The sequence below is a fragment of the Enterobacter cloacae complex sp. S2 genome (assembly GCF_015159675.1).
Lineage (GTDB): Bacteria > Pseudomonadota > Gammaproteobacteria > Enterobacterales > Enterobacteriaceae > Enterobacter > Enterobacter intestinihominis.
This window is the reverse complement of the sequence record NZ_JADDTS010000020.1, coordinates 1-12,353: the sequence shown is the minus strand read 5'-3', so window position 1 is coordinate 12,353 and position 12,353 is coordinate 1. Positions and strand designations below refer to the sequence as shown.

The 12,353-nt window shown below is 58.0% G+C and carries 12 protein-coding genes and 1 pseudogene; 11 read left to right on the top strand and 2 right to left on the bottom strand.

Going from position 1 to position 12,353, the window contains the following annotated elements:
• Positions 1-122 precede the first annotated feature (122 nt).
• Positions 123-1,277, bottom strand: coding sequence for a methionine adenosyltransferase (gene metK, locus IPZ49_RS11325; RefSeq protein ID WP_022649349.1), 1,155 nt, complete (start codon positions 1,275-1,277; stop codon positions 123-125).
• A gap of 660 nt (positions 1,278-1,937) precedes the next feature.
• Here metK and yqgB point away from each other — a divergent pair.
• From yqgB to speB, 3 genes are all read left to right on the top strand, one after another.
• Positions 1,938-2,069: an acid stress response protein YqgB gene (gene yqgB / locus IPZ49_RS11315; protein WP_057979949.1), complete on the top strand. Its 132-nt coding sequence runs from the start codon at positions 1,938-1,940 to the stop codon at positions 2,067-2,069.
• A gap of 8 nt (positions 2,070-2,077) precedes the next feature.
• Positions 2,078-4,054 (top strand): biosynthetic arginine decarboxylase, encoded by a 1,977-nt coding sequence (speA, locus tag IPZ49_RS11310; protein ID WP_063146833.1) that lies wholly within the window; start codon positions 2,078-2,080, stop codon positions 4,052-4,054.
• Between the two features lie 209 nt (positions 4,055-4,263).
• Entirely contained in the window at positions 4,264-5,184 is a 921-nt protein-coding gene (speB, locus tag IPZ49_RS11305; RefSeq protein ID WP_017382921.1) for an agmatinase, read from the top strand.
• Between the two features lie 76 nt (positions 5,185-5,260).
• Here speB and IPZ49_RS11300 read toward each other — a convergent pair.
• A pseudogene (locus IPZ49_RS11300) lies at positions 5,261-5,593 on the bottom strand (MFS transporter); the annotation flags it as partial.
• 415 nt (positions 5,594-6,008) lie between these two features.
• Between IPZ49_RS11300 and IPZ49_RS11295 the strand changes: the two are divergent.
• From IPZ49_RS11295 to IPZ49_RS11260, 8 genes are all read left to right on the top strand, one after another.
• A complete protein-coding gene (locus tag IPZ49_RS11295; RefSeq protein WP_003860044.1) occupies positions 6,009-6,332 on the top strand; it encodes a non-heme iron oxygenase ferredoxin subunit in 324 nt (107 codons plus the stop codon).
• Positions 6,329-6,637, top strand: a complete 309-nt coding sequence (locus tag IPZ49_RS11290; RefSeq protein ID WP_022649346.1) for a recombinase-like helix-turn-helix domain-containing protein — start codon at positions 6,329-6,331, stop codon at positions 6,635-6,637. Before IPZ49_RS11295 ends, IPZ49_RS11290 begins: the two co-directional genes overlap by 4 nt.
• A 10-nt stretch (positions 6,638-6,647) precedes the next feature.
• Positions 6,648-7,670, top strand: coding sequence for an aromatic ring-hydroxylating dioxygenase subunit alpha (locus tag IPZ49_RS11285; protein ID WP_017692695.1), 1,023 nt, complete (start codon positions 6,648-6,650; stop codon positions 7,668-7,670).
• Positions 7,670-8,419: an SDR family oxidoreductase gene (locus tag IPZ49_RS11280; protein WP_023298564.1), complete on the top strand. Its 750-nt coding sequence runs from the start codon at positions 7,670-7,672 to the stop codon at positions 8,417-8,419. The genes IPZ49_RS11285 and IPZ49_RS11280 overlap by 1 nt, the downstream gene beginning before the upstream one ends.
• 12 nt (positions 8,420-8,431) lie before the next feature.
• Positions 8,432-9,220 carry an IclR family transcriptional regulator gene (locus tag IPZ49_RS11275; RefSeq protein ID WP_063146846.1) on the top strand — a complete coding sequence of 263 codons (789 nt, stop codon included), beginning with the start codon at positions 8,432-8,434 and terminating at the stop codon, positions 9,218-9,220.
• 78 nt (positions 9,221-9,298) lie between these two features.
• A complete protein-coding gene (locus IPZ49_RS11270; protein ID WP_022649342.1) occupies positions 9,299-10,225 on the top strand; it encodes a VOC family protein in 927 nt (308 codons plus the stop codon).
• Positions 10,222-11,409, top strand: a complete 1,188-nt coding sequence (locus IPZ49_RS11265; RefSeq protein WP_022649341.1) for an NAD(P)/FAD-dependent oxidoreductase — start codon at positions 10,222-10,224, stop codon at positions 11,407-11,409. Before IPZ49_RS11270 ends, IPZ49_RS11265 begins: the two co-directional genes overlap by 4 nt.
• A 25-nt stretch (positions 11,410-11,434) precedes the next feature.
• On the top strand, positions 11,435-12,353 hold a 919-nt coding region (locus IPZ49_RS11260; protein WP_193762843.1), incomplete at its 3' end, for an MFS transporter.

The window sequence follows — 12,353 nt, the reverse complement described above, 5'->3', positions numbered from 1 at the left end:
GGCGGCTGCGCCTTACCCGGCCTACAAAAATTCACTACCCGTAGGTCGGGTAAGGCTTAGCCGCCACCCGACATAAAAAAGGCCAGCACAAAGGCTGGCCTGTTTAAGCTGCTGGCAGTCGTTTATTTCAGACCGGCAGCATCACGCAGCAGGGCGGCTTTGTCGGTTTTTTCCCAAGGGAAATGTTCGCGACCAAAGTGACCGTACGCTGCGGTTTCCTGGTAGATTGGGTGCAGCAGATCCAGCATCTGAATCAGACCGTATGGACGCAGGTCGAAGAACTCACGCACCAGCAGGGTCAGCTGTTCAGAAGGCACTTTTTCAGTACCGAAGGTTTCCACCATGATGGAGGTTGGCTCAGCCACGCCGATGGCGTAGGAAACCTGAATTTCACAGCGGTCAGCCAGGCCCGCAGCAACGATGTTTTTCGCCACATAACGTGCAGCGTACGCCGCAGAACGGTCCACCTTAGACGGGTCTTTACCGGAGAACGCGCCGCCACCGTGGCGCGCCATGCCGCCGTAGGTATCTACGATGATTTTACGACCGGTCAGACCGCAGTCACCCATTGGGCCGCCGATAACGAAGCGTCCGGTTGGGTTGATGAAGAATTTGGTCGCAGAGCTCAGCCATTCAGTTGGCAGAACCGGCTTAATGATCTCTTCCATCACCGCTTCCTGCAGGGATTTCTGGTCAATATCTTCAGCATGCTGCGTGGAAAGAACCACGGCATCAATGCCGACGATTTTCCCGTCGTCATACTGGAAGGTCACCTGGCTTTTTGCATCCGGACGCAGCCACGGCAGGGTGCCGTTTTTACGCACTTCAGCCTGACGCTGCACCAGACGGTGTGCGTAAGTCACCGGCGCTGGCATCAGCACGTCGGTTTCGTTGGTCGCGTAGCCGAACATCAGGCCTTGGTCGCCCGCGCCCTGTTCCAGCGGATCGGCACGGTCAACGCCCTGGTTGATGTCCGGGGACTGTTTGCCGATAGCGCTCAGTACGGCGCAGGAGTTGGCATCAAAGCCCATATCAGAATGTACATAACCGATCTCACGCACCGTGTTACGGGTGATCTCTTCGATATCAACCCATGCGCTGGTGGTGATCTCACCGCCAACCAGAACCATGCCGGTTTTGACATAGGTTTCACACGCTACGCGCGCCTTTGGATCCTGCGCGAGGATCGCATCCAGCACCGCATCGGAGATTTGGTCAGCAATTTTATCAGGATGTCCTTCTGATACGGACTCGGACGTAAACAGGTGTTTTGCCATGTTTTATTTCACCTAAAAGGAATTTGGTTAGCTCGAACTGCTGTGTGGAATAGCCAAAGGAGATAATTCTACCAAGGCCTGCAGGATTTTGACACTGGCAGTCTGAGTGTTAATCGGTATGGATGGATTAACATCTGGACGTCTATTTTAGGTCACTTCTTCACCCGATTTCCAGTTTTTTTTGACTCACCTCTCACTGCGTTGAAAACACGGCTGGAAATTTTTCCTGACGGCGCTGGCAACCTGCGCATTTTTGTTTTGCTTTTTAGCGACCTTCTCGGTATAAAACGCGGCGCGCGGCTCATATAAAATAAGCGCTCGATGAACACATCGTGTCGCCACTTCCAGCCGGGTTAAGCAGTGAACTTTTAGCTTTGGCTTGTGGTCCGTTTCAGCAGAGGCGGCCGTGGAGGTGATACGAGATAATGAACCATTGTTTTCCGCTCATTCAGCGCAGTCGTTCTGGCGCGCATTTGATTCCCACCCGCACTTCTGGTCTAAACACCTGCCGATGTTATACCCATCTCGGTGCTTCTCAGGATTCCAGAGCCGGTCACGCTTTGTGAAAACTGAACAAGGGCGCTCTTGTTAATACAGGAGTTTTCTCGTGGTTTCGCCGAACCTTGTCATACAGAGTTCGGATACGTGTTTTACAATGATATGAATAAGAAACCGGTCGCACGGTCTGGATTTCAGCATACTCTGCTGGGAAATGGAGCCGTTAATGGGTTGTTATCGCCGTATAACGCTGCGATAGTAGTCAACTGTTTTACACTTAATACAAAGAGTTGAGGTTCGCTATGTCTGACGACATGTCTTCGCTTTCGCCTTCGTCAGCAGGCGAACAGGGTGTACTACGTTCTATGCAGGAGGTTGCGATGAGCTCCCAGGAAGCCAGCAAGATGCTGCGCACTTACAATATTGCCTGGTGGGGCAATAACTACTACGACGTTAACGAGCTGGGCCACATCAGTGTCTGCCCGGATCCGGACGTCCCGAAAGCGCGCGTGGATCTCGCTAAGCTGGTGAAAGCCCGTGAAGCCCAGGGTCAGCGCCTGCCTGCACTGTTCTGCTTCCCGCAGATCCTGCAACATCGCCTGCGTTCTATTAACGCCGCGTTCAAACGCGCGCGGGAATCGTATGGTTATAACGGCGACTATTTCCTCGTTTACCCGATCAAGGTAAACCAGCACCGTCGCGTGATTGAGTCCCTGATCCACTCCGGCGAACCGCTGGGCCTGGAAGCTGGCTCCAAAGCGGAGCTGATGGCGGTTCTGGCGCACGCGGGCATGACCCGGTCGGTGATCGTCTGTAACGGCTATAAAGACCGCGAATACATTCGTCTGGCGCTGATTGGCGAGAAGATGGGCCACAAGGTCTATCTGGTGATCGAGAAGATGACCGAAATCGCGATCGTGCTGGAAGAGGCCGAGCGTCTGAACGTGATCCCACGCCTTGGTGTGCGTGCGCGACTGGCGTCGCAGGGTTCCGGTAAATGGCAGTCTTCCGGCGGTGAAAAATCCAAGTTCGGCCTCGCGGCGAACCAGGTGCTTCAGCTGGTGGAAATTCTGCGCGAGCGCGGTCGTCTGGACAGCATTCAGCTGCTGCACTTCCACCTTGGCTCGCAGATGGCCAACATTCGCGACATTGCCACCGGCGTGCGTGAATCGGCACGTTTCTACGTTGAGCTGCACAAGCTTGGCGTAAATATTCAGTGCTTTGACGTGGGCGGTGGCTTGGGCGTGGATTACGAAGGGACACGCTCGCAGTCTGACTGCTCGGTCAACTACGGCCTGAACGAATACGCCAACAACATTATCTGGGCGATTGGCGATGCCTGCGAAGAGCACGGCCTGCCGCACCCGACGGTGATCACCGAATCCGGCCGCGCGGTCACTGCGCACCATACGGTGCTGGTCTCTAACATCATCGGCGTTGAGCGCAGCGAAATCACTGAAGCCACGCCTCCGGCAGACGATGCTCCACGTTCCCTGCAAAGCATGTGGGAAACCTGGCAGGAGATGCACGAGCCGGGCACGCGTCGTTCTCTGCGCGAATGGCTGCACGACAGCCAGATGGATCTGCACGACATTCACGTCGGTTATTCTTCAGGCACCTTTAGCCTGCAGGAACGCGCGTGGGCGGAGCAGCTCTATCTGAACATGTGCCATGAAGTGCAGAAGCAGCTCGATCCGAGCAACCGCGCACACCGTCCGATTATCGACGAGTTGCAGGAACGTATGGCGGACAAAATGTACGTCAACTTCTCCCTGTTCCAGTCGATGCCGGATGCCTGGGGTATCGACCAGCTGTTCCCGGTTCTGCCGCTGGAAGGGTTGAATCATGCGCCGGAACGCCGCGCGGTGCTGCTGGACATTACCTGTGACTCAGACGGCGCGATTGACCACTACGTCGACGGTGACGGTATCGCAACGACCATGCCAATGCCGGAGTACGATCCGGAGAACCCGCCAATGCTGGGCTTCTTTATGGTGGGTGCGTATCAGGAGATCCTCGGCAACATGCACAACCTGTTCGGTGATACCGAAGCGGTTGACGTGTTTGTCTTCCCTGACGGCAGCGTGGAGGTTGAGCTGTCCGACGAAGGGGACACCGTGGCGGATATGCTCGAATACGTTCAGCTGGATCCGAAAAAACTGCTCACCCAGTTCCGCGATCAGGTCAAAAACACCGGTCTGGACGATGCCTTGCAGCAGCAGTTCCTGGAAGAGTTTGAAGCGGGTCTGTACGGGTATACGTATCTGGAAGACGAGTAGTAAAACCTCCCTCTCACGGTGGGAGAGGGTTGGGGTGAGGGCATCAGACCGCACGATGCCCTATACTCACTTGAACCCGTATGAATTAACGGCGATAATTCGCCCCACTATGCGATTTACGAATCAATCCCTTCCTCGTCGGGTTTAACGACGCGGAGGGGATTTTTTTTCATCTGTTTTAATGTATCGACTTTATAAGAGGTCAGGACATGAGCACTTTAGGTCATCAGTACGATAACTCTCTGGTATCTAACGCGTTTGGTTTTTTACGCCTTCCGATGAACTTCCAGCCTTACGACAGCGATGCTGACTGGGTGATCACCGGCGTACCGTTCGACATGGCAACGTCCGGTCGTGCGGGTGGACGTCATGGCCCGGCGGCAATCCGTCAGGTTTCCACCAACCTGGCCTGGGAGCACAACCGCTTCCCGTGGAACTTCGACATGCGCGAGCGCCTGAACGTGGTGGACTGCGGTGATCTGGTGTACGCCTTCGGTGACGCGCGCGAAATGAGCGAAAAATTGCAGGCGCACGCCGAGAAGCTGCTGGCGGCCGGTAAACGCATGCTCTCCTTCGGCGGTGACCACTTCGTGACACTGCCGCTGCTGCGCGCCCACGCGAAGCACTTCGGTAAAATGGCGCTGGTGCACTTTGACGCGCATACCGACACCTACGCGAACGGCTGCGAATTCGACCACGGCACCATGTTCTACACCGCGCCGAAAGAAGGCCTGATCGATCCGAACCACTCCGTGCAGATCGGCATCCGCACCGAGTTCGACAAAGACAACGGCTTTACCGTACTCGACGCGGGCCAGGTGAACGATCGCGGCGTGGACGATATTCTGGCTCAGGTTAAGCAGATCGTCGGCGATATGCCTGTCTACCTGACCTTCGACATCGACTGCCTGGATCCGGCATTCGCACCGGGTACCGGTACGCCGGTGATCGGCGGCCTGACGTCAGACCGCGCCATCAAGCTGGTGCGCGGCCTGAAGGATCTGAACATTGTCGGGATGGACGTGGTGGAAGTGGCTCCGGCCTATGACCAGTCCGAGATCACCGCGCTGGCCGCGGCGACCCTGGCGCTGGAAATGCTCTACATCCAGGCAGCGAAAAAAGGCGAATAAGCCTTACGCGCTGATTGCTGCTGCGCGCCGCATGCGCAGCAGCAACATTCCCCAGGCCAGCGTGAAGGTGTAGACAAACCCCGGTTATTTCGCGGGCGATGACCATTCCCGTCAGCGAGCCTAACAAAGGCGAAACCGCGCAGACCGCGGCCCAAATCGCAATGCTGCTTAATAATCCCTGCCGATAATGAAGTTTGCTTTCAATAACCGGCGTTAATAATAGAGCGGAAAAACCATAACCCAGAAGAAAGCAGGTCATGAGTAGACCCTGTAACATTCTGTTTTCATTTAACTGAAAATGTTCGGCAAATTCCGGGTTTAAAATCATTACCGAGATATTTACCCGATCGACGTACGAAATAATAATGAGTAATAAAAGCGCAATCGTGCCTTGCCATCTTGCCGTCATCATGTCCGCCTTACGTTTTTTGTAACTTATATTTTTCATCAATGTGATTGTCACGGAGCTAAAATGATTCACCTGTGAAACTCATTGTTTATTAAAGATAAATTAAAAATCAGTTTCACCGGTGAAACGCGAAAGAGGTGACGTTAATTTATTTTTAAAGAGTAAAAAGAAAGGAAGTCAATATCTTTTATTCAAAATAAGAGACCATTAAAAAAACGTATTTCTCACGCTGTAATAATGAAAATTTCATATCGCTGCATTTTTTCGTGATCCCTTGCACACTTAGTTAATTAATTGCCGATCGATTAACAAATTCGTCACATTGTCGCTTGACGAAACATTCATCGCTTTTATATTGACCGTATTAAATAAGAAACAGAGTTTCATATATGAAACAAAAGCCTGGAGGATCGTGATGAGCTGGATAGGCGTATGTGACGCAGAACAAGTACAGGAAGATTTCCCTTTTAGCGGCAACGTCGACGGGAAAGAGATCGGCGTTTACCTGATCGACGGTGAATATTACGCGCTGGAAGACGTATGCCCCCACGCCTATGCCCTGCTGAGTCAGGGCTTCGTAGAAGACGGCAAGGTGGAATGCCCGCTGCACGAGGCGGTGTTCGACGTCAAAACCGGCCAGTGTCTGCACGGCCCCGGAGGACGCAACCTCAACCGTTACCCGGTTCGGGTCTTTGAAAACCAGATTCAGATTACCTTTGTTGAGGAGACCGTGGCATGAGCGACACGCTGAACTACAACCCGGCGCTGCCGGAAAGCCGCCAGTTTACCCCGCCGGCAGAGGGCGGTAATGGCGCCATTCACAAGCCGGGCGAGTACCAGAACCTGATCTGGCAGACCCGCAGCCGCGAGCCGGAAAGCTGGGAGGTGAAGCTGATTGCGACGCTGGAAGAGCTCTTCGAACAGGGCGTTGAAACCCTGCCGGAGCTGGTAAACGGGCTGAACGCGGTGCGCATGCACGACCAGCAGGGCGAGCCGTGGAGCGACGCCAGCTTCCAGGCATTCTTACAGGTTAACGGCTACTGAGGGCAACGCGATGACAACGACCGTACAACACTATCTGGATAAAGGCCTGCGCGGCCTCTGGTATCCGGTGCTGGCGAGCTGGGAAGTGCAGTCTGCTCCTGTGGGCATCACCCGCCTGGGCGAGCAGATTGTGGTCTGGCGCAACAAAGACGGCCAGGTGCAGGCGCTGGAGGACCGCTGTCCGCACCGCGGCGCGCGCCTGTCGATGGGCTGGAACCTCGGCGACCGCATCGCCTGCTGGTATCACGGCGTAGAGGTGGCGGGCAACGGCGAGGTGAAAGACGTGCCCGCTGTGGATAAATGTCCGCTGGTCGGCCAGCAGTGCGTGCGCAGCTATAACGTGCAGGAGGCGCACGGCGCCATCTTCCTCTGGTTTGGCGTCACCGCGGATCAGCAGCCGGACGAACTGACCTTCCCGGATGAACTCGCCGACACGGAAAACTTCAGCAACTTCCTCTGCACCGCCGCGTGGAAATGCAATTACCAGTACGCGCTGGAAAACGTGATGGACCCGATGCACGGCACCTATCTGCACTCCTCCTCGCACTCGATGGCGGAAGGGGATCGCAAGGCCGACATGGTGCTCCAGCCGACCAAAACCGGCTTTATCTTTGAGAAGAAAGGACAGAGCGGCGTCAACTTCGACTGGGTGGAGCTGGGCAACAGCGGCACCTGCTGGATGCGTCTCTCCATTCCGTACAAGAAGCGTTTCGGGCCGGGCGGCCACTTCTTTATCGTCGGCATGGTGGTGCCGGAAGATAACGACAACTGCCGCGTCTTCTTCTGGCGCATCCGCCGCGTGCAGGGCTGGCAGCGCGATATGTGGCGCTTCATGTACCGCAACCGGCTGGAAAAACTGCACTGGGAAGTGCTGGAGCAGGACCGCGTGGTGCTGGAGAGCCTGGCGCCAAACGCCCGCGATCATGAATACCTGTATCAGCACGACGTTGGCCTCTCGCGCCTGCGTCGCATGATGCAAAAGGCCGCCAAAGAGCAGCTGGCGATGCGTGAAGCACAGCAGGGGGCCGCCTGATGAACGGGCTGCTGAGCGGTAAGCGCATCGTCATAACCGGCGCCGCGCGCGGGCTGGGCTTTCACTTTGCCAAAACCTGCGCGGAGCAGGGCGCGGCGGTGGTGATGTGCGACATCCTCAAAGGCGAGCTGGCCGAGAGCGCCCACCGGCTGTGTGAGCAAGGCTATGCGATCGAATCGCACGTTATCGATCTGGCCGATCCGCAGTCCATTGAGCAGGTGTTCAGCGCGATTGGCGAGCAGGGGCAGATTGACGGTCTGGTGAACAACGCGGCGATGGCGACGGGCGTCGGCGGCAAAAATATGCTCGATTACGATCCGGATCTCTGGGATCGGGTGATGAGCGTCAACGTCAAAGGCACCTGGCTGGTAACGCGCGCCGCCGTACCGCTGCTGCGCGAGGGGGCGGGCATCGTGAACGTCGCGTCCGACACCGCGCTGTGGGGCGCGCCGCGCCTGATGGCCTACGTCGCCAGCAAGGGCGCCGTGATTGCCATGACCCGCTCAATGGCGCGCGAACTGGGTGAAAAGCGTATACGCATTAACGCCATCGCGCCGGGGCTAACCCGCGTCGAGGCGACGGAATATGTCCCCGCCGAACGGCATCAACTCTACGAAAACGGCCGCGCGTTAACCGGGGCACAGCAGCCGGAAGACGTCACCGGCAGCGTGGTCTGGCTGTTAAGCGATCTGTCGCGGTTCATCACCGGACAGCTGATCCCGGTCAACGGCGGTTTTGTCTTTAACTAAGGTAGGGCAATGATGGCAAACGATCAGGAAGTGAAGTATCTGGTGCCGGGGCTGGAGCGCGGTTTACAGCTGCTGTTGGCCTTTGGCGAGCAGCATCGCGATCTGACCTTTGCCGAACTGCATCGGCTGGTGGATATGCCGAAGGCCACCGCCTATCGCGTGGTACAGACGCTGGAGTACATGGGATTTCTGGAGCGCAACACGCGCACCAATACCTTTTCGCTGGGCATGAACGTGCTGCGTCTTGGCTTTGAGTACATCGCCTCGCTGGACGTGGCGCAGGTCGGCCAGCCGGTGATCGAGCAATTGCGCGACGTGAGCCAGTGCAGCAGCCATCTGGCGATCCGCGACGGGCGCGACATTATCTATATCGCCCGCGTCAGCGCCGCCGGGTCGCGTATCAACCAGGTCAGCATTGGTACCCGTCTGCCGGTGCACTGCACCTCGCTGGGCCGCATGCTGTTGACCGATATTTCCCGCGCTGATTTCGAACAGCTGTTCCCGCATGAGCGCCTGCCGGGCAACACGCCGGGGCAGCTTCACGACCGCGAAGCCCTGTGGCAGATGGTGCAGCAGGACAGAGCCCGCGGGTATGTCATTGGCGAATCCTTCTTCCGCCACGGCATCTCTTCCATCGTCTACCCGGTGTATGACCGAAGCGGCCGCGTGGCGGCGGTGGTCAGCATTCTGGTGCCGTCGGAGGAGATCCCACTGAGCGACCGCGAGCGCCTGCAAAACGAGGTTCGCCTTGCGGCGGATAAAATTTCTGGCTTCTTAGGGTATCTGTCACAGGCCAGTTAAATCAGTGAGTTAACGTCAGGCGCTTGACTGCGTCGGGCATGTTTTACGCCCAATCTGGGCCAGATGAGGCAACGAACGATGAGTATAACCGGAATTGAAAAGCTGGAATTTGGTGTGGAAGACCTGACGCACTGCGCCAAATTTATGCGTGATTTTGGCCTGACGGGCGATGCCAGCGGCCAGCGTTTCACCACCCTGAGCGGCGCGCGCGTGGAGCTTAACCCGATCAACAGCCCCGACCTGCCGCCCGCGTTTGAAGCGGGCAACACTCTGCGCCGCATGACCTGGGCGGTTGCCAGCCAGTCTGAGCTGGATGCGCTGCGCCCGAAGCTGGCGCAACAGCCAGGTTTTCGTGAAGTGGGCGACGCGCTGGAATGCCTGGATCCGAACGGCATGACGCTGCGCGTGCAGGTGACCCAGCAGACCGACGTGGAGCTTAACGTCGAGCCAATAAACCAGTGGGGCGACGCCCGCCGTATCGACACACCCAGCCCGGTTTACGATCGCGCCCAGCCGATCAACGTGGGGCATGTGGTGTTCTTCGTGGAAGAGCTGGCGGCAGTAGAGAAATTCTACCGCGAGGTGCTCGGCTTCCAGGTCTCGGATCGCTATATCAACCGCGCCGTGTTCCTGCGCTGCGGGGCGCGTGGCGGCCATCACAACCTGTTCTTGCTGCAACTGCCGAACCGCAAGCGCGGCCTCAACCATGTGGCCTTCACCGTGCGCGACATCCACGAGGTGATCGGCGGCGGTATCGCGATGAATAAACATGACTGGAGCACCTTTATCGGGCCGGGCCGTCATCCGGTGTCGTCGGCGTACTTCTGGTACGTCAACAGCCCGACCGGCGGCGCGTTTGAGTATTACACCAACGACGACTACCTGACCGAAAACTGGCAGCCGCGCGAGCTGGAGCACTCCCTGGTCTCCTTTACCGAATGGGCGGTGGAGGGCGGGATTGACCACGACACGCGCCGTCAGCAGAAAAAGCCGGAGGCGGTATGACATCGCGCATTGTCATTATCGGCGGCGGCCAGGCGGGCGGCTGGGCGGCGAAAACCCTGCGTGACGAGGGCTTCGACGGCGAGATTTGCGTGGTGGCGGAAGAGGAATGGGATTTCTACGAGCGGCCGCCGCTGTCAAAAGCGTCTCTGCTGGAGCCGGACTCCGCGCTTCCGCGGCTGTTTAGCGAAGAAGCGCAGCAGGCGCTGAACCTGATCTGGTACCGCCCGCTGCGTGCTGAATCAGTCGATCGTGAAGAGAAAATCGTGCGTTTAAGCAACGGCGAATGTCTTAGTTACAACATCCTTTTAATCGCTACCGGCGGGCGGGCGCGCCTGCCTTCGCAGGCGTGGGCCAGCCATCCGCAGGTCTACACCCTGCGCCACTGGCAGGACGCGCAGCGCCTGAAAAGTCGCCTGTCGGAAAGTCACAAACTGGCGATTATCGGCGGCGGCTGGATTGGCCTTGAGATTGCCGCTTCCGCGCGGAAAAGCGGCGTGGCGGTCACGCTGTTCGAGCAGCAGCCTGCCCTGTGCATGCGCTCGGTGAGCGGCGAGGTGTCGCAGCGCCTGGAGGCCATCCACCGCGAGCAGGGAGTGGAGATCCGTACCGGCTGCGGCGCGCTGGAGCTGGAGGACGACGGCGGCCTGCCGGTCATCCACTGCGACGGCCAGCGTGAAACCTTTGATGCGGTGGTGGTGGGGATCGGCGTCGATCTCAATCTGGAGCTGGCGCGCGATGCGGGGCTGAAAACCGGGCGCGGGATCGTGGTGGATGCCCAGGGGCGCACCTCGGATCCGTTCATCTTTGCCGCAGGCGATGTCGCCCAGCACCATCACTACGGCCTGTGCATCCAGTCCTGGGCCTTCGCCCAGAATCAGGCGGTGGCGACGGCGAAAGCGATGCTCAATCCCGATGCGCCAGGCTACGACGACGCGCCGTGGCTGTGGTCGGATCAATACCAGCACAACATTCAGATCCTCGGTATTCCGCAGCCGGAGAGTAAAACGATAGTGCGTGAAGATGCGCTGTTCTTCTCGCTGGATGAAAACGGGCGGCTGACGCAGCTGGTGGCGTTCAACGATGCGCGCACCGTCAAGCTGGCGAAGCGCTGGATGGCGGCGGGGCGGGATCTGTCGAACGTACCGCTTGCCGACCCGACATTTTCACTGATGTCACTGCGATAGCTAACCCGCACCCGTAGGGGGAGAGATGACCACACTAGAGACGAACACCGCGCCGGTTGAGGCGAGCGGTGAGGGGACCCGCACGCCCGAAAAAGCGGTGCGCTGGGCCATCCCGTTGTCGCTGCTGGCCTGCGTGCTGCTGGCGTTTTTCGACAAAATCAGCATCGCGGCGCTCTTTTCGGATACCCATTTCCAGCAGGCGATGGGCATTGATTTCGACACCACGCGCCTCGGCATATTGATGAGCGCCTTCCTGCTGAGCTACGACTTTTCGTCGGTATTTTTGAGCGGTTTAGGCGACAAAATCGCGCCGCTGCGCCTGCTCACCGGGATGATGGCTGTGTGGTGCGTGCTGATGGTGGCGATGGGCTTTACCCATAACTACACGCTGATGATCGTCCTGCGCATCCTGCTGGGCGTGGCGGAAGGGCCGCTGTTCCCGCTGGCTTTCGCCATCGTGCGCCACAACTTCCCGCAGCATCTGCAGGCGCGCGCCACCATGCTGTGGCTGCTGGGTACACCGGTAGGGGCGGCAATTGGCTTCCCGCTCTCCCTCTGGCTGCTGAACACCTTCGGCTGGCAGAGCACCTTCTTTGTCATGGCCATGCTTACCGTGCCGGTGCTTATCTTTGTACGCATCGGCCTGCGCGGGATCCGTCTGGAGGCTAAACCCGGCACTTCTCAGGCGTCACAGGACGAGCGGCGTGCCGCGCGGCGCGAGCTGTTCGTCAGCCCGCACTTCTGGATCATCTGCATCTTTAACATCGCGTTCCTGACCTACCTGTGGGGCATCAACGGCTGGCTGCCGGGCTACCTGATCAAAGGCAAAGGCATTCACCTTGAGCATGCAGGCTGGCTGTCGTCGATGCCGTTCATCGCCATGCTGGCGGGGGAAGTGATTGGCGCGTGGCTCTCGGACAGGGTCGATAAGCGCGCCCATCACC